22 protein-coding genes are annotated in these 20,111 nt (G+C 70.0%); 12 read left to right on the top strand and 10 right to left on the bottom strand.

The window, feature by feature from the left end; all coding sequences use genetic code 11:
- Positions 1–7 precede the first annotated feature (7 nt).
- From AC1DGC_RS15145 to AC1DGC_RS15120, 6 genes are read left to right on the top strand one after another with little or no spacing between them, the layout of a single operon-like run.
- Positions 8–694, top strand: coding sequence for an RDD family protein (locus tag AC1DGC_RS15145; RefSeq protein WP_259208698.1), 687 nt, complete (start codon positions 8–10; stop codon positions 692–694).
- Positions 691–1,683, top strand: coding sequence for a stage II sporulation protein M (locus AC1DGC_RS15140; RefSeq protein ID WP_478048259.1), 993 nt, complete (start codon positions 691–693; stop codon positions 1,681–1,683). Before AC1DGC_RS15145 ends, AC1DGC_RS15140 begins: the two co-directional genes overlap by 4 nt.
- On the top strand, positions 1,673–3,364 hold the full coding sequence (locus AC1DGC_RS15135) for a DUF4129 domain-containing protein (RefSeq protein WP_478048258.1): 1,692 nt from the start codon (positions 1,673–1,675) through the stop codon (positions 3,362–3,364). The genes AC1DGC_RS15140 and AC1DGC_RS15135 overlap by 11 nt, the downstream gene beginning before the upstream one ends.
- Positions 3,361–4,584: a DUF4350 domain-containing protein gene (locus tag AC1DGC_RS15130; protein WP_478048257.1), complete on the top strand. Its 1,224-nt coding sequence runs from the start codon at positions 3,361–3,363 to the stop codon at positions 4,582–4,584. Before AC1DGC_RS15135 ends, AC1DGC_RS15130 begins: the two co-directional genes overlap by 4 nt.
- Positions 4,581–5,603, top strand: coding sequence for an AAA family ATPase (locus AC1DGC_RS15125; protein WP_259208691.1), 1,023 nt, complete (start codon positions 4,581–4,583; stop codon positions 5,601–5,603). Before AC1DGC_RS15130 ends, AC1DGC_RS15125 begins: the two co-directional genes overlap by 4 nt.
- Positions 5,604–5,640: 37 nt before the next feature.
- The gene (locus tag AC1DGC_RS15120) at positions 5,641–6,939 is read left to right on the top strand and encodes a DUF58 domain-containing protein (RefSeq protein WP_478048256.1); all 1,299 of its coding nucleotides are present in this window, start codon (positions 5,641–5,643) and stop codon (positions 6,937–6,939) included.
- Here the strand turns inward: AC1DGC_RS15120 and AC1DGC_RS15115 are convergent.
- From AC1DGC_RS15115 to AC1DGC_RS15105, 3 genes are read right to left on the bottom strand one after another with little or no spacing between them, the layout of a single operon-like run.
- Entirely contained in the window at positions 6,917–7,639 is a 723-nt protein-coding gene (locus tag AC1DGC_RS15115; RefSeq protein ID WP_478048255.1) for a hypothetical protein, read from the bottom strand. The two genes, AC1DGC_RS15120 and AC1DGC_RS15115, sit on opposite strands and share 23 nt — an antisense overlap.
- A 1-nt stretch (position 7,640) precedes the next feature.
- Positions 7,641–8,819, bottom strand: coding sequence for a glutathionylspermidine synthase family protein (locus AC1DGC_RS15110; protein WP_478048254.1), 1,179 nt, complete (start codon positions 8,817–8,819; stop codon positions 7,641–7,643).
- A gap of 3 nt (positions 8,820–8,822) precedes the next feature.
- A complete protein-coding gene (locus AC1DGC_RS15105; RefSeq protein WP_394163228.1) occupies positions 8,823–9,386 on the bottom strand; it encodes a DUF1190 domain-containing protein in 564 nt (187 codons plus the stop codon).
- Between the two features lie 204 nt (positions 9,387–9,590).
- On the opposite strand from AC1DGC_RS15105, the gene ilvD reads away from it, so the two are divergent.
- Both ilvD and AC1DGC_RS15095 read left to right on the top strand, forming a co-directional pair.
- Entirely contained in the window at positions 9,591–11,429 is a 1,839-nt protein-coding gene (gene ilvD / locus AC1DGC_RS15100; RefSeq protein WP_259208682.1) for a dihydroxy-acid dehydratase, read from the top strand.
- 72 nt (positions 11,430–11,501) lie between these two features.
- Positions 11,502–11,672 (top strand): hypothetical protein, encoded by a 171-nt coding sequence (locus tag AC1DGC_RS15095; RefSeq protein ID WP_394163224.1) that lies wholly within the window; start codon positions 11,502–11,504, stop codon positions 11,670–11,672.
- Here the strand turns inward: AC1DGC_RS15095 and dinG are convergent.
- The gene (gene dinG, locus AC1DGC_RS15090) at positions 11,653–13,713 is read right to left on the bottom strand and encodes an ATP-dependent DNA helicase DinG (protein ID WP_259208972.1); all 2,061 of its coding nucleotides are present in this window, start codon (positions 13,711–13,713) and stop codon (positions 11,653–11,655) included. The two genes, AC1DGC_RS15095 and dinG, sit on opposite strands and share 20 nt — an antisense overlap.
- Before the next feature lie 273 nt (positions 13,714–13,986).
- On the opposite strand from dinG, the gene AC1DGC_RS15085 reads away from it, so the two are divergent.
- Both AC1DGC_RS15085 and AC1DGC_RS15080 read left to right on the top strand, forming a co-directional pair.
- Positions 13,987–14,124, top strand: a complete 138-nt coding sequence (locus AC1DGC_RS15085) for a hypothetical protein (RefSeq protein ID WP_478048253.1) — start codon at positions 13,987–13,989, stop codon at positions 14,122–14,124.
- A gap of 3 nt (positions 14,125–14,127) precedes the next feature.
- On the top strand, positions 14,128–14,412 hold the full coding sequence (locus tag AC1DGC_RS15080; protein WP_478048252.1) for a hypothetical protein: 285 nt from the start codon (positions 14,128–14,130) through the stop codon (positions 14,410–14,412).
- A 24-nt stretch (positions 14,413–14,436) separates the two neighbouring features.
- On the opposite strand, the gene AC1DGC_RS15075 is transcribed toward AC1DGC_RS15080, so the two are convergent.
- The gene (locus tag AC1DGC_RS15075; protein WP_259208678.1) at positions 14,437–14,790 is read right to left on the bottom strand and encodes a hypothetical protein; all 354 of its coding nucleotides are present in this window, start codon (positions 14,788–14,790) and stop codon (positions 14,437–14,439) included.
- Between the two features lie 5 nt (positions 14,791–14,795).
- Positions 14,796–15,641 (bottom strand): shikimate dehydrogenase, encoded by an 846-nt coding sequence (gene aroE / locus AC1DGC_RS15070; RefSeq protein WP_259208676.1) that lies wholly within the window; start codon positions 15,639–15,641, stop codon positions 14,796–14,798.
- 54 nt (positions 15,642–15,695) lie between these two features.
- Here aroE and AC1DGC_RS15065 point away from each other — a divergent pair, with 54 nt between their 5' ends.
- Positions 15,696–16,574: a TolB family protein gene (locus AC1DGC_RS15065; RefSeq protein ID WP_478048251.1), complete on the top strand. Its 879-nt coding sequence runs from the start codon at positions 15,696–15,698 to the stop codon at positions 16,572–16,574.
- 41 nt (positions 16,575–16,615) lie between these two features.
- Here the strand turns inward: AC1DGC_RS15065 and AC1DGC_RS15060 are convergent, their stop codons facing one another.
- From AC1DGC_RS15060 to AC1DGC_RS15045, 4 genes are all read right to left on the bottom strand, one after another.
- Entirely contained in the window at positions 16,616–16,906 is a 291-nt protein-coding gene (locus AC1DGC_RS15060; protein WP_478048250.1) for an SHOCT domain-containing protein, read from the bottom strand.
- Between the two features lie 34 nt (positions 16,907–16,940).
- On the bottom strand, positions 16,941–17,930 hold the full coding sequence (hemB, locus tag AC1DGC_RS15055) for a porphobilinogen synthase (protein ID WP_394163217.1): 990 nt from the start codon (positions 17,928–17,930) through the stop codon (positions 16,941–16,943).
- A 40-nt stretch (positions 17,931–17,970) separates the two neighbouring features.
- Entirely contained in the window at positions 17,971–18,888 is a 918-nt protein-coding gene (locus AC1DGC_RS15050) for a bestrophin family protein (protein WP_259208665.1), read from the bottom strand.
- A gap of 140 nt (positions 18,889–19,028) precedes the next feature.
- Positions 19,029–19,277 (bottom strand): hypothetical protein, encoded by a 249-nt coding sequence (locus AC1DGC_RS15045; RefSeq protein WP_259208663.1) that lies wholly within the window; start codon positions 19,275–19,277, stop codon positions 19,029–19,031.
- A gap of 212 nt (positions 19,278–19,489) precedes the next feature.
- Between AC1DGC_RS15045 and AC1DGC_RS15040 the strand changes: the two genes are divergently transcribed.
- Positions 19,490–19,948, top strand: a complete 459-nt coding sequence (locus AC1DGC_RS15040; RefSeq protein WP_259208661.1) for a hypothetical protein — start codon at positions 19,490–19,492, stop codon at positions 19,946–19,948.
- Positions 19,949–20,111 lie beyond the last annotated feature (163 nt).

The following is a 20,111-nucleotide window of genomic DNA, read 5'->3' as shown; positions in this document are numbered from 1 at the left end:
TGCGCGCATGAGCGCGACGATGCTGGACACCTACCGTGAAGTGATCACGCCCGAAGGCGTGCCGCTGCACCTGCCGGCCGCCGGCCCGGTGCCGCGTGCGCTGGCCTGGCTGATCGACTTCGTCATCCGCGTGGGCTCGCTGATGCTGCTGGGCATACCGCTCACCTTCCTCGGCGGGTTCGGGCAGGGCCTGTACCTGGCGCTGATGTTCCTGTTGATGTGGGCCTACACCATCGTGCAGGAAGCCCTGTGGGGGCGCACCGTGGGCAAGCGCGCGCTGGGCCTGCGCGTGGTCGCGCACGACGGTGCGCCGATCGGCTGGATGGCCGCGATCACCCGCAACCTGTTGCGCACGGTGGACATGCTGCCGTTCGCCTACGCACTGGGCCTGCTGTCGAGCCTGTTCGATGCGCACGGGCGCCGCCTGGGCGACCTGGTCGCCGGCACCGTGGTGATCCACGACAGCCTGCAGCCCCCCCCGGGCAGCCTGGCCATCGACACCGTGATGGCGCCGCCGCAGCCGTTGCAGCCGGCCGAGCAGGCGGCGGTGGTGGCCTTCGCCGAACGCGCACCGCGGCTGTCCTCGCCGCGCCAGCAGGAACTGGCCACGATCGTCGCCCCGCTCAGTGGCGGCGGCCAGGTCGGCGTGCTGCGCCTGTATGCCATGGCCAACTGGCTGCTGGGGCGTCGATGAGGCAGGAACAGTTCGTCGCCCGTTACCAGCACGAATGGCAGGCCCTGGAACGCTGGCTGGCGCTGCGCGGGGAAAGTGCGCGCCGCGCGCGTCGCCAGGTGGCCGACAACGCCCTCAACGACGAAGACATCCCGCAGCACTATCGCCGTCTGTGCCAGCAGCTGGCGCTGGCGCGCAAGCGCGGCTACAGCCCGCAGCTGGTGGCGCGCCTGCAGGTGCTGATGCAACAGGGCCACGGCCTGCTCTACCGCACCCCGTCGCCGCACTGGCAGCGCGCGCTGGAGTTCCTGTTCGCCGACTTCCCGCAACTGGTGCGCAGCCAGGCCCGCAGCATGTGGGCCGCCACCGCGCTGTTCGCAGTGCCGCTGCTGGGCAGCTTCCTGCTGGTGCAGTGGTACCCCGATTTCATCCACCTGTTGATGGACAACCGCGAGATCGCGGCGATGGAGAGCATGTACGACCCCTCCTCGCCGCAGCTGGGCCGTGACAGCGGCACCGACTGGATGATGTTCGGCCACTACATCATGAACAACATCAGCATCGGCCTGCGCACCTTCGCCAGCGGCCTGCTGGCCGGGGTAGGCACGGTGCTGGTGCTGCTGTTCAACGGGCTCACCATCGGTGCGGTGGCCGGCCATCTGCAGCATATCGGTCATGGCGCTCCGTTCTGGCGGTTCGTGGCCGGGCATGGTGCGTTCGAGCTGACCGCGATCGTCATCGCCGGTGGCGCGGGCCTGCAGCTGGGCATGAAGCTGCTGGCCCCCGGTCGCCGACGGCGCATCGATGCGCTGGTGGACGGCGGGGTGATCGGAGCACGGTTGTGCCTGGGCGTGGCCGCGATGCTGCTGGTGGCGGCGTTCATCGAAGCATTCTGGTCCTCGATCGCCGAGGTCCCGGCATGGGGCAAGTTCAGCGTGGCCGGGGTGCTGTGGAGCGTGGTGCTGCTGTGGCTGTGGCGCGGTGGACGCGGGAGCACGCATGCGGATTGACCAGCTCGATGTGGTGCTGCGTGCGCGCAGCGGCTGGGAAGCCGTGGAGCTGGGCACCGCGCTGGTCCGCCGGCACGCGCGCGCGATCTGGCTGCCCTGGGTGCTGCTGGGGCTGCCGGTGTTCGCCGTGGTCAATGCGCTTGCATGGTGGGCGGACGCCTTCGGGCTGGCCTGGCTGCTGATGTGGTGGCTCAAGCCGCTCTTCGAACGGCTGGCCCTGTACGTGATCTCGCGCGGGGTCTTCGGCGATGCACCCACGCCCTGGCAGGCGCTGCGCGCGCAGCGCCACTGGGGCTGGAGCGGCTTCTGGGGCTACCTGGGCTGGCGCCGGTTCAGCCCCCTGCGTGCGCTGATGCTGCCGGTGAACCTGCTGGAAGGGAGCTCGCCCGAACTGCGTGGCGCGCGCCGGCGCGCGATCGCTGGCGGTGCCTTCGGCCATGCCGTCCTGCTCACCCTGACCTGCATGATGTTCGAGCTGGTGCTGGTGGTCGGCTGCATCGCGACGATCTTCATGTTCATTCCGTTCGAGCTGCTGTCTGATTCCTGGCGAGCGGCATGGGCGATGGTCCGCACCGATACCCCGGCGTGGGCGAAGCTCGGCTTCAACCTGGCGTGCTGGCTGGCAGCGGCACTGATCGGCCCGTTCCATGTCGGCGCCGGGTTCGGCCTGTACCTCAACCGGCGCACCGAGATGGAAGCGTGGGACGTGGAAATCGCGTTCCGCCGCCTGCGCGATCGCCTGCAGCAGGCGGCACCGCTGCTGGTGCTGGCGCTGGTCCTGGGCTGGCCCGGCAGCACCCTGCACGCGCAGCAGGCGCACGGCGTGGACGAGCTGGCCGCGCAGGATGCGCATGCCGATACTGATCCCAATGCCGATGCCAATGCGGATGCCAATGCGGATGCGGATGCGGATGCGGATGCGGAGGACGAGGATGCCGAGGCCGAGGACGCGGCAGACGAACCCGCGCTGACCTACGACAACGATCCAGCCAATCGGCCGGAGAGCGTGTTCGGCACCGCCAGCGTGGATACCGCCGGCTTCCGCCAGGCCGTGCAGCGCGCCTACGAGGACCCGCTGCAGAGCCCGACGCGTACCGTGGTGCGCTGGGAACCGTCGCGGAAGGACGCGGCCGACAAGGACAAGAAGAAGGCGGGCGACGCGGACGCCGACAAGGGCAATGCCCGGCCCAAGGGGCCGGTGCTGCCGGCGCAGATCGCCGAATGGGTGTTGTGGGGCCTGGTCGGCCTGCTGTTGCTGGCATTGGTGGCGACCGCGCCACGTTGGCTGCGCTGGCTGCGTGGCACCGGCACGCGACGCCGCGCCCCGCCCACGGCGGTGGTGGAAGATGACATCCGCGTACCCGACGAGGTACCCCCGGATGCCGCCGCGCGCGCGCGCACGCTGTGGCAGCAGGGGCGCCCACGGCAGGCGCTGGCGCTGCTGTACCGGGCCAGCGTGGAGTCGATGACCGAGCGCACCCAGACCGCGTTGCCGCCAGGCGCCACCGAAGCGCAGTGCCTGCGCGCGTCGCGACGCATGCCCGACGAGGCCGACCGCACCCTGTTCGCGCGGATCGTCCGGGTCTGGCAGTACGCCGCCTATGCGGGGCGGCTGCCCGACGATGCCGAGTTCGATGCCTTGGCCAGCACGCTGCAGCAGCAGTTCCGGTGGCGCGCATGAGTACGCGCCTGCGCTGGCTGCTGGTGGTGCTGGGCGTGCTCGCCTTGGGCGTGCCGCTGACGATCGCCTTCCTGCGCACCCACGAGCGGGTGACCCGCACCGAGCAGCTGCCGCCGCAGGGCGAGGCAAGCTACAACCCGCTGTACGCGCTTGGCCAGGCGTTGCGTGCCGATGGCATCACGGTGCATGCGCGCCCACGCGTGGACCTGGCGACGATGCCGCTGCAGCCACGCGACACGCTGGTGCTGCTGCAGGACAGCGCGACGCTGCCGGCGTCCACCGCACGCGAGCTGCTGGCCTGGGTCGCACGCGGCGGTCATCTGGTGATGCGTACGCCGCCGGCCGAACAGGCCGAGGTCGAGCCGGCCGAGGTGGAGCCGGCCGAGATCTCGCGCAATGGACCCCTGCTGGACGCGTTGGGCGTGGACAGCATCGGTTACGGCACTGGCTGCCAGCCGTTCCATGTACGCGATGACCCGCAGCACGTGGAGTTCTGCGGGGGCCGCCGTTTCGCCGTGGCACCGCCGCAGGGCATGCGCCTGGAGCGCAGCTGGGGCGAGGACAGCGACGAGTACGGGCAGGTGTTCGCGCGCCTGCGTCATGGCCAGGGCAGCGTGGACGTGCTGGCCGACCTGGAGTTCATGAAGGGCCTCGGCCGCCCCGCCCCTGACGACGCCCCCAACGCCAAGCCGGGCGACTACATCGACGGCCTGCACGACAAGGCGCACCGCGACCTCACCCGCTACCTGCTGGCGCCGCGCTATGGCGAGGGCAGCATGTGGCTGGTGTACGGGTCGCGCCCACCGTCGTTGTGGAACCGGCTGTTCTACCAGGGCTGGCCGGTGTGGGTGCCGCTGCTGCTGGCCCTGCTGGGCTGGTTGTGGCACCGCACGCAGCGCATGGGCAGCCTGCTGCCTTCGCCGGCCGTGGAACGGCGCTCGCTGCTCGAACACGTGCGTGCCAGCGGCGAGCACCTGCTGCGCTATGGCAAGGCGCCCCTGTTGTACGACGCGGTGCGACGGGCCTTCCTCGGCCGCCTGCGGCGACGCGCGCCCACCGCGGCCGTGCTCGTCGGCGACGCGCAGGTGCAGGCCGTCGCCGCCCTGCTGCAATGGCCGCACGCCCGTGTCCACACCGCCCTGACCGCTCCGGCCTCGCACGACCTGCCCGGTCTGCGCGAGCGCATCCGCCTGCTGATCCAGATGAGAAACCTGCTATGACCGAGCCGACCCTGCCGCCGCTGCCCTCCTTCGAACCTGCACCGGCCCCGTCCCCGGCCGTCGCCGGTCCCAGCCTGGTCGACCGCGTGGATGCCGTGCGCGAAGCGGTCGGGCGTGCCTTCATCGGCCAGCCCGAGGTGCTCGACCAGATCCTGATCGCGCTGCTGGCCGGCGGCCACGTGCTGATCGAAGGCGTGCCCGGGCTGGGCAAGACCCTGCTGGTGCGCGCCCTCGCCCAGGCGCTGGAGCTGGACTACGGCCGCGTGCAGTTCACCCCGGACCTGATGCCCAGCGATGTCAGCGGGCATGCGGTGTACGACCCCAAGTCGGAGAGCTTCAAGATCCGCCGCGGCCCGGTGTTCACCAACCTGCTGCTGGCGGACGAAATCAACCGCGCCCCGGCCAAGACCCAGTCGGCCCTGCTGGAAGTGATGCAGGAAGGCCAGGTCACCATCGAAGGCAAGGCGTTCGCGCTGACCCCGCCGTTCCTGGCGCTGGCCACGCAGAACCCGGTGGAACAGGAAGGTACGTACCCGCTGCCCGAAGCGCAGTTGGACCGTTTCCTGCTCAAGGTGCTGATCGACTACCCGCAACTGGACGACGAGAAGCGCATGGTCGATGCGATCACCACCGGCCGCAGCGCCGCCGACTTCGACCTGTCGCAGGTGCCGCGCGTGCTGACCGCCGCCGAGGTGGTGGCGCTGCAGCAGGCCACCGCCGCGATCGCGGTCGACCCGGAAGTGATCGACTATGCGGTGCGGATCGTGGCCGCCACCCGCCGCTGGCCGGGCATCGCCCTCGGTGCCGGCCCGCGTGGCAGCATCGCGCTGGTGCGTGCCGCGCGTGCGCAGGCGGTGCTGTCCGGGCGCGACTTCGTCACCCCCGATGACATTCGCGACATCGCCAAGCCGGCACTGCGCCACCGTATCGCGCTGGCCCCGGAACTGCAGATCGAGGGACAGAGCGCCGACGACGCGCTGGACGCCCTGCTGGCCAAGGTGGAAGCACCGCGCAAATGAGCCTGCGGCGTACTGCTGACCACGCCGGGCCGCGCGCATGAGGCCGGCCCCGCTGCTGCTGGCACTGATCGTGGCCTGGGGCCTGCTCGGGCTGCCGGTGGTGTTCGAGGCGTGGCCACGCTGGACGTGGGCCGCCTGCGCTGCGGCGATCGCGCTGCTGGCGCTGGTGGACCTGCTGCGGCTGTGGCGGCAACCCTCGCCGAGCATCCAGCGCGAGCTGCCCGAAGCCCTGGCCCTGAACGTGGAACGGCCGGTGACGCTGCGCCTGGAATCCAGCCTGCGCCAGCGCGTGGAGGTGTTCGACCTGGTCCCGGGTGAGTGGTCGCTGCAGGGCCTGCCGCGGCAGCTGGCGCTCAAGCCGATGGTGGCCAGCAGCGTGCAGTACCGGCTGACCCCGACCGCTCGCGGGCGCTTCACCTTCGAGGGCGTGCACCTGCGCGTGCATGCGCCGTGGCGGCTGTGGCGGCAGCGCCGCACCCTGCCGCCGGCGTTGACCGTGCGCGTGTACCCGAACTTCGCCCCGCTCACCCGGTTTGCGTTGTTCAGTGCCGAACAGGCCTCGCGGCTGGTGGGCGCGCACCTCAAGCGCCGGCGCGGCGAAGGCACCGATTTCCACCAGATGCGCGAGTACCGCATCGGCGACAGCCTGCGCCAGATCGACTGGAAGGCCACCTCGCGCGCGCGCAAGTTGATCTCGCGCGAGTACCAGGACGAAAAGAACCAGCAGCTGCTGCTGATGATCGACACCGGGCGGCGGATGATGGCCAGCGAAGACGGCCTGTCGCACTTCGACCATGTGCTCAACGCCGCCCTGGTGGTGTCCTACCTGGCCCTGCGCCAGGGCGATGGCGTGGGCCTGTTCGCCAGCGGCGGCGACAGCCGCTGGGTGGCGCCGCAACGCGGCATGGGCGCCATCGACGGGTTGCTGCGCGCCAGCTACGACCTGCAGGCGCAGCCGGTGGCCACCGACTACCTGGCCGCCGCCACCGAACTGAGCCTGCGCCAGCGCCGGCGCTCGCTGGTGATGCTGGTCACCAACGTGCGCGATGAAGACATCGAAGACCTGCTGGCCGCGGTGCGCCTGCTGCAGCGTCAGCACCTGGTCTGCGTGGCCAGCCTGCGCGAACGGGAACTGGACGAGGCCCTGGGCAAGGAGGTGGAGACCCTGCAGGACGCCACCCAGGCCGGCGCGATCGCCCGTTACCTGCAGCAGCGCAGCGACGCGCACGACGCGTTGCGCAGCCATCGGGTGATGGTGCTGGACGTCACCGCCGATGCGTTGCCCGGTGCGCTGGTGGAGCGGTATCTGGCGGTCAAGCGGGACGGGTTGCTGTAGGGGGCGAGGCCTGCCGGCCGACGGTCGGCACCTGTCGGACGGCGTTGGCCTGGGCGATCAGGCGCGCGGTGGCTTTCTGCAGCAGCGCGCGGTTGCGCGCGAGCTTCATCCACTGCGGCAGGCGCGAGAACATCGAGCCATTGGCCACGCCGGCGCGTTTGCGCAGCGGTGCGGCGGCGTAGTCGTGCAGCGCCTGCAGGTGTGCCTGGTTGTAGGCCCACAGCAGCCCGGCCCGGGTACGCGTGACCAGCAGCAGCGGCAGGCCGAAGTACGGGTCGTTGGATTCGGCATCGCGCAGCGGCGACCCGCTCACGCTGACCTCGCTGCTGCGGCCGCACTGCGCGCAGTGGGCGGCGAGTGTCGTCAACGGCGGCGATGCCGCCGCGCGATGCGCCTGCGCGCGCACCCACTGGTGCCCGCAGTACCCGCAGGGCCGCTGCCCGCTGTAGCGCACCGGCCCCACCCACGTGCCGGGACCGCATACCGCGCACCCGCAGTTGTTTCCGTCCTGCAACGCGACGCTGCACGACAGGCAGCGGAAGCGTGCCGTCCTGGAGGACCTGACCACCCAGCCCGGCGCAGCACAGCGATGGCAGCGCACCGCGATGCGATCGGCGTACCGCCACAGGCCATGCCCATCATCCAGGTGGCGTCCGGCCACCGGCGCGGGACGCAGGCTGCGGTTGCGCTGCATCGCCATCTCAGACGTAGATGCGGGTGGGCGCCTGATCGATGATCGCGTGTGGCACGAAGCGGGCGCTGTCGCGGGTGATCCGGCTGTTGTCTTCGCGGATGCCCATGCCACACGCCTGGTCGCCCACCACCCAGCTGCCGACCAGCGGGTAGCCGCCATCGAACGCGGTGAGCGGGTGCGCGGCCTGGCGGATGGCCGGCCCGGTGTACGGGCCTTCGCTTTCCTGCCAGCTGCCGTCGGCCAGGTGCATGGCCACGTTGGCGCCCTCGCGGGAGAACAGCGGCTTGCGTACCCAACCGCGCGGCAGTTCGCTGCCATCGTCGAACTCGGCCGCCAACAGGTTCGGGTGGCCACGGTGGCGCTGCCACAGCAGGGGCACCACGCCCTTGTTGCTGAGGATCGCCTTCCACGCCGGTTCCAGCAGCTGCACGCCCGAGCCCGGCAAGGCCTGGCCGAAGGACTCGGTCATCAGGTCTTCCAGCGGGTACAGCTTGAACAGGCTGCCGATCACGGTGTCGTCCAGCGCGGTGAACCGCCCGTCCTCGGACAGGCCGATGTCTTCGATGGCGATCGCCTCGCCGCGCAGGCCGGCCTGGGCCGCGCAGTCGCGCAGGTAGGCCACCGTGCCCTGGTCTTCCTCGGAGTTGCCCACCGCACTGAAATACAGCGGCGGCGGCAACTGCGCCGACAACTGCGCGAAGCGCTCGACCAGCGCTTCATGGATCGCGTTGAACTGGTCGGCGTGTGCCGGCAGGCGGTTCTGGTTGCGCTGGTCTTCCAGCCATTGCCACTGGAAGAACGACGCCTCGAACAGCGAGGTCGGGGTGTCGTAATTGAGCTCGTAGAGCTTGGCCGGGCCGTTGCCGTCGTAGGCGAAATCCAGCCGCCCATACAGGTGCGGCTCGCGACGGCGCCAGCTGTCGGCGATCCAGTCGCGGAACTGCGGCGGGATCGCCAACTGGTCCATCAACTGCTGGCTGCCCACCACCTCCTCGACCAGGTCCATGGCCATCGCATGCAGCTCGGCGCTGGGGTCTTCGATGTCCTGCTCGATCTGGCGCAGGGTGAACGCGTAGTACGCGGTCTCATCCCAGTACGGCAGGCCATCGATGGTGTGGAAACGGAATCCCGACTCCTCTGCCCGGGCGCGCCACTGGCTGCGCTCGGCGATCCGCACGCGCTGCATCGATCAACCGCCCACGCTGCTGCGGCCGCTGCTGGAGCTGCCGAAGCCACCGCGGCTGGCGGTGACCGCACGGTTCGGGGTGGCGTTGACCGGGGCCAGCCCGGCCTTGCCCGCGCCGATCCCGCTGGCGGTGTTCAGGCCGCCGCTGCCGCCCGGGGTCGGACGCGCCCAGCCGTTGGCCTTGTCCTGGTACGCCGGGCTGGCGGCCGGCGCCTGCGCCAGGCCCGCGCCGCGGTTGCTGAGCATCTGCGACATGAAGAAGCCCATCATCATCGGCCCGATGAACGAGTGGCCGGTCGAGGTCTTCTGCTCCACGCACTGCTCGGCGCTGTAATCGGCCTGGCAGGCCTCGCGCGAGGCGTACTTGGGGGCGGCATCGGCCGACTGCTTCTGCGCCTCGGCAAAGGCGGTGCGGCAGCTGGACGGATCGCCGGTGGCCTCGGTACAGGCCTGCACCGAGGTGTACAACCCTTCCTGCACCCGGACGGCTTCTTCCTTCTGGCAGGCGGTGAACAACAGCGGCGCGGCGCTCATCAACAGCAGCGCGGTGGTCCTGGAACGTTTCATGGCGTCATGCCCCCTAATGCGGTTATCCCCTCAATCATGCCTCATCGCCGCGAACAACCAAAACCGGCACAGCCAAGAAGATGAACGGCGTTTCAGCATTCCGGACGACCGGCGGCGCCCGCTTGGTTGCAAACGCAACCGCAATTTTTCGGCAGAATCAAGGCGAAACGCGCCCCCACGGCCCGCCCGATCCTGCCAGCCACCATGCCTGAATACCGCTCCCGCACCTCCACCGCCGGCCGCAACATGGCCGGTGCCCGCGCCCTGTGGCGCGCCACCGGCATGACCGATGGCGACTTCCACAAGCCGATCATCGCCATCGCCAATTCGTTCACCCAGTTCGTGCCCGGCCACGTCCACCTCAAGGACCTCGGCCAGCTGGTGGCGCGCGAGATCGAGCAGGTGGGCGGGGTCGCCAAGGAGTTCAACACCATCGCGGTGGATGACGGCATCGCCATGGGCCACGACGGCATGCTGTATTCGCTGCCGAGCCGCGAGATCATCGCCGACTCGGTGGAGTACATGGTCAACGCGCACTGCGCCGATGCGCTGGTGTGCATCTCCAACTGCGACAAGATCACCCCCGGCATGCTGATGGCCGCGCTGCGCCTGAACATCCCGGTGGTGTTCGTCTCCGGCGGGCCGATGGAGGCCGGCAAGACACGGCTGTCCGAGCACAAGCTGGACCTGGTGGATGCGATGGTGATCGCCGCCGATGAAAGCGCCAGCGACGAGAAGGTCGCCGAATACGAACGCAGCGCCTGTCCTACCTGCGGTTCGTGCTCGGGCATGTTCACCGCCAACTCGATGAACTGCCTGACCGAAGCGCTGGGCTTGTCGCTGCCCGGCAACGGCTCGACCCTGGCCACCCATGCCGACCGCGAGCAGCTGTTCCGCCGCGCCGGGCGCGTGGTGGTGGAGCTGTGCCATCGCTGGTATGGCGGCGAGGATGCCAGTGCGCTGCCGCGCGGCATCGCCACCCACGCCGCGTTCGAGAATGCGATGACCCTGGACATCGCGATGGGCGGTTCGACCAACACCATCCTGCACCTGCTCGCCGCTGCGCAGGAGGCGGGCGTGGACTTCGACCTGCACGCCATCGACGCGTTGTCGCGGCGCGTACCGCAGTTGTGCAAGGTCGCCCCCAACACGCCCAAGTACCACATGGAAGACGTGCACCGCGCCGGCGGCGTGTTCGGCATCCTTGGCGAGCTGGCACGCGGTGGGCTGCTGCACACCGACGTGCCGACCGTGCACAGCCGCACGCTGGCCGATGCCCTGGCGCGCTGGGACGTGGCGGTGAGCAACGATGCCACGGTGCACGACTTCTTCCGCGCCGGCCCGGCCGGCATCCCCACCCAGGTCGCCTTCAGCCAGGCCACGCGCTGGCCGACGCTGGACGTGGATCGTGCGGAAGGCTGCATCCGCGCGGTCGCCCATGCCTACTCGGCCGAAGGCGGGCTGGCCGTGCTGCGCGGCAACCTCGCACCGGACGGCTGCGTGGTGAAGACCGCCGGCGTGGATGAATCCATCCATGTGTTCGAGGGCAACGCGCGCGTGTTCGAAAGCCAGGACGCGGCCGTGGCCGGCATCCTCGCCGACACGGTGGTGGCAGGTGACGTGGTGGTGATCCGCTACGAAGGCCCGCGTGGTGGCCCGGGCATGCAGGAGATGCTGTACCCCACCAGCTACCTGAAATCCAAGGGCCTGGGCAAGCAGTGCGCGCTGCTCACCGATGGCCGTTTCTCCGGCGGCACCTCGGGGCTGTCGATCGGCCACGCCTCGCCGGAAGCGGCCGCGGGCGGGATGATCGGGCTGGTCCGCGACGGCGACCGCATCCGCATCGACATTCCCGCACGCCGCATCGATCTGCTGCTGGACGACGCCACGCTGGCGGCACGCCGCGCCGAACAGGATGCACTGGGCTGGAAGCCGCGCGAGGCACGCCCGCGCAAGGTCACCGGTGCGTTGAAGGCCTATGCGCTGCTGGCCACCAGTGCCGACAAGGGCGCGGTGCGCGACCTCTCCAAGCTGGAAGGGTGACGCGGCCGCCCTGCATGCAGCCGCGTGCCACCTGCGCCAAGGTGCCGGTGGCGTACGGACACGGCGTTTGCGATGGCCGCGTTTTCCCTGCTGTTGGCGGTGGCAGTGAACGCGGCGACGGCGATGCTGGCCGTGCCAGCCGAGGCGTTCGACCAGGACCTGGACGGCAGCTGGCGCACGCTGGTTGCCCGCGCGTGGCCGGCGTCGTCGACGGTCCTGCGCGTCAGCCGATCACCCGCTTGAACGGCGGTAGCGCATCGATGATGCGCTTGCCGTAACGACGCGTCAGCAGGCGCGAGTCGAGGATGATCACCCGACCGGTGTCGGTGGAGGTGCGGATCAGGCGACCGGAGAACTGGGTCAGCGTGCGCAGCGCGTGCGGGATCGCGATCAGGTTGAAGGCGTTCAACCCACGGCTTTCGAACCACTCGCTCAACGTGGAGGTCTGCGGGTCGGTCGGCACCGCGAACGGCACCTGGGTGATCACCACCGTGGTGCAGGCCTCGCCAGGCAGGTCCAGGCCTTCGCCGAATGAATTGAGCCCGAACAGCACCGAGCCCTCGCCGGCGGCGGTACGGCGCAGGTGTTCGTCCACCATTTTCTGCTTGGCGCCCTCGCCCTGCACCAGCATCCGCTTGCGCTGTTCGGCCGGCATCAGCCCGGCCACTTTTTCCATCTTCCAGCGCGAGGTGAACAGCACGATGCTGCCCTTGTCCCAGTCCAGTTCCTTGACCAGGTACTTGGCCACTTCCCTGGGATGCCCTTCCTTGTCGTCCGGCGTGACCGGGAACGCCGGCACGATCAGCTGGGCCTGGTTGGGCAGGTCGAACGGCGAGGCCAGCGAGACCATCTCGGCCTCGGCGGGAATGCCGTTGTCGATCGCCAGCGACTGGAAATCGCCGCCGCCGGTGAGCGTGGCCGAGGTCATCACCACCGAATCCACTTCGTCCCACAGCAGCTTGCGCAGCACGTGCGCGGCCGAGACCGGCGAGCCGTGCAGGATGAAATCCCCCTCGCGCGACATCGTGACCCAGCGCGCCATCGGCGGCTGGCCTTCCTTGTCTTCGCGGCGCCAGGCCGTCCACAGGTTGTGCTGCTGCTCGATCATCTCCAGCGCCATGCCCAGGTTGCGCTGCAGGCGCTCGCGCGCGGCGTCCTCGGGCTTGCCCTTGGCCACCTGGCCCAGCGCGGCATGGGCCCAGTTGAACAGGCTGCGGGTGTCATCGGCGATGGCCTCGATGTCGGCCATCCAGATCTCCGGCAGGCGGCCGTTGGGCGCGCGCCACATCGGCTCCTGCGCGGCCGGGTCCGGGCGCCAGCTGCGGTCGATGACATCGCGGAAGGCCTTGAGCTGCTTGCTGACCTTGGCCGCCGCCTCGATGGCCTCGTTGGGCAGCAGGTTGCCCAGCTTGTCCTTGTCCACCGCGCGGTAGGACGCGGCGATCAGCACCTGCAGGCGGCCGGTGCGCTTGGCCATCTCGTCCAGGGCCAGGCTGGCCGCCCCCTGGTCGATGGCCACGCTGCCGATGTGGTGGCCTTCGTCGAGCACCAGCAGCATGTCCGAGGGCGGAGCGATCAACGGCTGGCCATTGTCGCTTTCGCCGATGGACAGCGCCGACAGCAGCAGCGCATGGTTGGTGACCACGATCTGCGCCTCGCGCACGGTGTTGCGCGAGCGCAGTACCGCGCACTGCGCCGAGTAGGCGCACTTGCGCCCGGCACAGCCGGAGGCGGGCGTGGTGATGCGCGAGCGCAGCGTGTTGCTGATGGTTTCCGGGGCGTTGTCGAGGTCGCCGTTCCAGCGCCCCTCCAGGAACGCCTTGCTCAGCGTCTGCGCCTGGTCCATCTCGATCGGCGCCAGTGGCCGGTCGAACAGCGGCTGCTCGTCGTCGAACATGCCTTCCTGGGCACCGTCGCCATGCGCTTCGGCGGCGTTGCGGGTGCACAGGTAGCGGGTGCGGCCCTTGGCCAGCGCCACGGTGGCCTCGATGCCGGTGGCCTTGAGGAAATTGGGGATGTCGCGCTCGACCAGCTGCGACTGCAATGCCACGGTGCCGGTGCTGATCACCAGCTTCTTCTTCGTGGCCAGCGCGATCGGCACGCCGGCGGTGAGGTAGCCCAGCGACTTGCCCACCCCGGTAGGCGCCTCGACCACGCCCACGCCCCCGCTGTGCGAGAGCGCACGCGAGACCACGCCGATCATCTGGCTCTGCGAACGCCGGGTACTGAAGCCGGGGGTATTGGCCTGCAGCTTGGCGTAGGCATCGCGGATGGCGGCCTTCATGTCGTCGTTCAGCGCCCGCGGGGCTTCAACTTTTTCGGTCACGCCAAGAGCTACCTGCCTGGATCACGGCGGGTATTTTCTCACGAGCGGGAGGCGGGAACCGGCGCGGATTTCCGCGCCGGTTCAGATCCGCGATAGTCCCGGTCTGCGCGGCACTGTCCACGCGCCGGACAGCGGCCGGCGTTATCATCCCGCCGGCATGGCCCATTCGGGAAGGGCGGGCGATCACGCTACCGCCCCCGCCCGCCTGCACCCCATCAAGGAGAGATCGTCATGGATACGCCCGCTGCGCTGCCCCTGGACCTGGCAGCCATCGCGCTGCTGCGCGCACCGCTGCACCAGGTGTCCATCGCTGCAAACGTCCTGCGCCTGATCGGGCACCCCGGCACGCTGCCCACGTCACCCGATTAGGTGGTGGCGGCAAGCCCGGACCACCGCGTGGTGTTTACCCAGCTCATCAGCACGTCGGCGGCCATGCGCGATGGCGCCTACGAGTACCTGCTGCTGATCGACGGACGACCGATCATCATTGCCTTCCAGCTCGGTGCCCGCGACACCCCCGGGCATGCGTGGATCCTCCCGACCGGTGCATGGCGGGCGTTTCCGTTGCCTTTGCTGCAGTCACTGGCCGATCGGGCCGCCATCATCTCCACCAACGACAGGCAGCCCTTCGTGTGGCGACCGTCGCCCGGGCAGTGAGCGCGGCGGCCCGTGCGCTGTCGCTCAGCCCGCCGGCGCCGGGGCGCGGCCGCGCAGCGCGCGGGTCATCGCCCACACCAGCAGCACGATCGCCAGCGCATCCACCAGGCCGAGCACGAAGCGCGCGCCGCCCAGCCACATCACCATGCCCTGCATGGACGCGTAATCGCCCTGCTGCACCAGCCACTGCGGCACGATGTTCACCAGCAGCCCGGCCAGCGTGGTCAGGGCCAGCAGGCCCAGCGCCCACAGCGCCACGCTGCGTACCGCCCCACGCGGGCTGTCGGCCACCCACACCACCGATACCGCCAGGGCGATCAGGATCGGCAAGCGCATGGCCACCGTGCCCAGCACCGCCATCAGCAATTCCAGGTTCATCGCGCTCAGTCCTCGCCGGCCAGCGCGTGTTCGGCGCGCAGCTCGGCGTACACCGCGTCGGTCTGCGGGCGCACCGCATGCCACTGCAGGAAGCTCTCGGCAGCCTGCTCGACCAGCATCCCCAGCCCGTCGACCACGTTGCGGCAGCCGGCCGAGCGCGCCCAGGCGCTGAAGGCGATCGCCGCCTCGCCGTAGTTGAGGTCCACCGCGGTGGTCATGCTGTTGACCAGGCCCAGCGGCAGCGTGAATTCATTGGCGCGGTCGCGGCCGGCCGAGGTGGCGTTGATGATCAGCTCGAAGTCGCCCAGCTCGCGGATGTCTTCCCAGTAGCGGGTGATCGCGCGGCCCGGCTCGCCCATGGCGTCGATCAGCGCATCGGCACGCTCGGGCGTGCGGTTGACCACCACCAGCTCCAGGATGCCGGCATCCAGCAGTGCCGGGGCCACGCTGCGCGCCGAACCGCCGGCCCCGATCAGCAGCGTGCGGCGGCCGCGCAGGTCCAGGCCGTGGCGATCGGTGAGGTCGCGGACCAGGCCGATGCCATCGGTGGTATCACCGTGCCAGCGCTCGCCCTTGCGCAGCAGCGTGTTGACCGCGCCGGCGCGGCGCGCGCGCGAGGTCAGCGTGGTGCACAGCGCGAAGGCGGCCTCCTTGTGCGGGGCGGTGACGTTGGCGCCGACACCGCCCTCGGCGGCAAAGGCCTCCAGCGCTGCGGCGAACTCGGCCGGGCTGGCCTCGATGGCGCGGTACTCCACCGCGATGCCTTCCTGGCGGCCGAACGCGGCGTGGATGCGCGGCGACTGCGAGTGCGCGATGGGCTGGCCAAATACGGCGTAATGGTCGGCGGTCATGGGTGTGTCTGCTCCGGGCCTAGAATGGAACGCAAACCCCCAACGGAAGCGGCTATGCGCACTCCATTGTCACTGCTCGCGCTGAGCGTCAGTTTACTCTCCACACCGCAGGCGATGGCGCTTTCCGAGTTCGGCATCGAGGGCATGGGCGTGGTCTCGACCAAGGCCAACGAGGGCCAGGCCACGATCTCGCCCGACGGCCAGCGCATCGTCTGGGCCTCCGACCGCGCCGGCGGCGCCGGTGGCTGGGACCTGTGGCAGGCGGTGCAGCGCGACGGCCGCTGGCAGGACCCCACGCCGCTGGCGTTCAACAGCGCCGCCGATGACCTCGATCCGTACTTCAGCCATGACGGTGCCTGGCTGTACTTCGCCTCCAACCGCAACGGCGGGCGCGGCGGCTTCGACCTGTACAGCGTGATGCTGCACGAGGACGGCAGCGTGGGGCCGGTGATGTCGATGCCGGTGACCATCAACACTGCCGCCGACGAGCGGTACCCGGCCGTGCGCCCGGATGGCCAGGCGCTGCTGTTCGCCCGCAACGGCACGGGCAAGGCCACCCACGGTGGTTTCGACCTGTACGTGGCAACCGCGCAGGGCCGGGGCTTCAACCCGCCAACGGCGCTGCCGGCGCCGCTCAACAGCGCGGCCGACGAACTGGGCGGCGAGTGGCTGGGCAACGACGGTGCACTGGTCATCACCCGGGGCGCGGGCGCCCGCACACAGGTGTGGCGGGTGGGCTGCGACTACCGGCAGCCGGCCACGCCGCTGGTGCTGTCCTTCAACACGGCCGACGGGCAGACCAGCGCGCCGGTGGTGGACGCGTCCAAGCCGTCCGAACTGGTGCTGGCAGGCGTGGCCCGCGCACCGCGTGCCGGCGGGCTGGACCTGTACCGGATGAAGGCGCCCGCGGCGCCCGACGGGGCCTGCCGCTGAGGACCTGGCCGGTTGCCGGCGCAGCCACGCGTGGCCTGGCGCTACGCGCCGGTTGCGGTGCCCTGGCCGGGGCGCAGCAGCGCGGCGCGCTGCTGTTCGTACTGCGCTTCGCTGATCTCGCCGTTGTCCTTGCGCTGGTTCAACGCGGCCAGCTGCGCCTGCAGTGCAGGGGCCAACTGGCTGTCACGCGCCACCCGCGCGGCCGCGGACGGCTGCTCCGGCGGTCGCTTGGCCGCGCGCAGCACGCCGCGGATGACCAGCCCGATCACCCCCGCGAAGGCCAGCACCCCGGTGCCCCAGGTCAGCCACTGCACCCATCCCATTGTCTGCATCGTCGTCGTCCTGTGTGCGTGTGGGCGCGTATTGTCAGCGCTCGCGCAGCCAACGCGCCACCTGCGGGGCGAAATAGGTCAGCACGCCATCGGCGCCGGCACGCTTGAAGCCGATCAGCGATTCCAGCACGCAGGCGCGTTCGTCCAGCCAGCCGTTGGCGAAGGCGGCCTTCATCATCGCGTACTCGCCACTGACCTGATAGGCGAAGGTGGGCACGCCGAACTGCTGTTTCACCCGGCGCACCAGGTCCAGGTAGGGCATGCCCGGCTTGACCATCACCATGTCCGCGCCCTCTTCCAGGTCCAGCGCGATCTCGCGCATCGCCTCGTCGCCGTTGGCCGGGTCCATCTGGTAGGTCTTCTTGTCGGCCTTGCCGAGGCTGGCCGAGCTGCCCACCGCATCGCGGAACGGGCCGTAGAAGGCCGAGGCGTACTTGGCCGAGTAGGCCATGATGCGCACGTTGACGTGCTCGTCGGCATCCAGCGCGCGGCGGATCGCGCCGATGCGACCATCCATCATGTCCGACGGCGAGATGATGTCCACGCCGGCCTGCGCATGCGACAGCGACTGTTTGACCAGCGCGGCGACGGTGATGTCGTTGAGCACGTAGCCCTTGTCGTCGATGATCCCGTCCTGGCCATGGGTGGTGTACGGGTCCAGCGCCACGTCGGTCATCACCCCCAGCTCGGGGAAGCGCGACTTCAGCGCGCGGATCGCGCGCTGCGCCAGGCCGTTCTCGTCCCAGGCCGCGGCCGCATCCAGCGACTTGCCGGCCGGGTCGATCACCGGGAACAGATCGATCACCGGGATGCCAAGTTCCAGCGCCTCTTCGGCCACCTTGAGCAGTTCGTCGATGGACAGCCGCTCCACGCCCGGCATCGAGGCCACCGGCGCGCGGCCGGCCAGGTCGTGCACGAATACCGGATAGATCAGGTCATCGGTGGTGAGCGTGTTTTCGCGCATCAGGCGGCGCGAAAACTCATCGTGGCGCATGCGGCGGGGGCGATAGTCGGGGTGGGCCATGGGAATGCTCCGTAACGGTATGCGGGGGGCGCGGCAGGTGTTACTGCAGCAGGTAGCGATGCGGCTGCAGCGGCGCGGGCAGGGGCGCCACGCCGAGGCTGTCGAGCAGGTCGATTTCGATGGTGCGCACCAGCGCATCCAGCGGCAGGTCGTTGGGCTCCAGGCCGAACGGCTCTTCCATCTCTTCGCCCAACTGGTCCAGGCCGAAGAAGGCATATGCCAGCACCGCCGACACCACCGGGGTGGCCCAGCCCAGCGAACTGGCCAGGCCGAACGGCAGCAGCACGCAGAACATCCACGCGCAGCGGTGCAGCAGCAGGGTGTAGGCGAACGGCAGCGGCGTGGAAAGAATGCGTTCGCAGCCGGCCTGGATGCTGGACATCGCATGCAGGCGCGTTTCGAACTGGCTGTACAGGATCGGGTCCAGGCGCCCGGCGCGCAGCGGCTCGGCCAGGTCGGCGGCGATCATCGCCAGCAGCTGGTCCGGGGCGTTGAGGCGTGCGCCGAAACGCGCGTGGTCCTCATCGCCCACCCAGGGCAGCGCGGCGAGCACGGCATCGCGGCCGCGCAGCTTGGCCGCCAGCGCATGGGCGAAGCCGATCCCGAGCCGGCAGATGCGCGTGCGGCGCGGCGCGTCGTCGGCCAGCAGCGCCGTGCACAGCCGTGCCAGGCTGCGCGATTCGTACACCAGTTGGCCCCACAGCTTGCGCCCTTCCCACCAGCGCTCGAAGCAGGCGTTGTTGCGGAAACTGAGGAAGATCGACAGCACCAGGCCCAGCAGGGTGAACGGCGCAACCGAGACGCGCTCGATGCCCGGCGGGTGCCAGACCTCGGCGAAGGCGGCCACGGCGATGGCCAGCAGCAGGATCGCCAGCACCTTGGGGGCCACCGCCGGGACGATGGAGCCGCGCAGGATGTACAGCAGTTGCCAGCCGTGGGGACGAGGACGAATGATCATCGAAAGCGGATGTGGCGCCCGGACGGGCGTGGGCCAGTGGCGGACGCGCCCCGACAGCCGAAGATTGTACGCCCCTGCGCGCCGGTGCCCGGCCACWGCGACCGATGGTCGCAGTGGCCGGGCACGACAGGCGGACCGGCTCAGACGATGCCGCCACCCAGGCTGAGCCGGACGATGCCCACCACCACCACGATGCCGTTGAGCACCAGGCCGGCCCAGGCCCGGCCACGCTTGCTCGGATGGGTGAACAGGATGCCGAGGGCGGCGATCACCGCGCCCACCGCCGCGAACGGGATCAGGAACCAGTTGCCCCAGCCCAGCAGCGGGATCAGGGCCAGGACCATCCACAGCAGCGCCAGGATGCCCCACAACAGACTGATCAACCCCATGCCAGGCTCCTTCGGTGATGTTGGCGCCACCATAGCCTAAATCCGGGGCCTGGCTGACGCGTTCATCGGCGCCCGGCGCCGGCCAGCCGGACCACGGCACGCCGCTCACCTGGACAGTGCTAGCGTGAAGATCACGAGGTTGGCACCGATTCAGTGGTCGCCACCGATGATCGCGCCACGGGCCGATGGTCCCTACCGAACAGGGGTGATGCATGAACATCCGAATGACTGCCGTACTGGGCGCACTGCTGGCCGTCGCCGGCTGCGCCAGTACCTCCAAGGTGATGCTGGGCCAGGCGCGGGCGCCGGTGGACCCGGCCAGCGTGCAGATCTATTCCACGCCGCCGGCCGGCTCGGTGGAAATCGCGCAACTGGAGTCGTCCAGCGCGGTCGGTTTCGGCACGCAGGGCCAGACCGATGCGGCCGTCATGCGGCTCAAGCGCGAGGCCGCCGCCCTCGGCGCCAATGGCGTGATCCTGATGGGCGTGGGCTCCAGCGGTTCGCCGGTGGGCATGTCCGTCGGCGCCGGCAGCTACGGCTCGCACGTGGGCGGTGGCGTCGGCATCGGCATCCCGACCACGCAGAAGCGCGCGGCCGGCGTGGCCATCTGGGTCCCGAACCCGCCGCCCGCGCCGCGCCTGCCGACGCAGACGATCACGCCGACGCGGTAACCAGCGCCGCGGTGGGCCACGACCCTGCGAGGCGGTGTGGCGCATCACACTATCAATGGAATCATCAGCGGGCGTCGAATGCATTGCCGACGCCTTGTGCCTCGCCTGCGCCGTTGCGCAGCACGCATGTTCATGGCTGCTGCGTACAAAGGAATGCCGCAAG

It is taken from the genome of Stenotrophomonas sp. 05N37 (assembly GCF_056397365.1).
The sequence above is the reverse complement of the archived record's forward strand: the minus strand, read 5'-3'. Positions and strand labels throughout refer to the sequence as shown.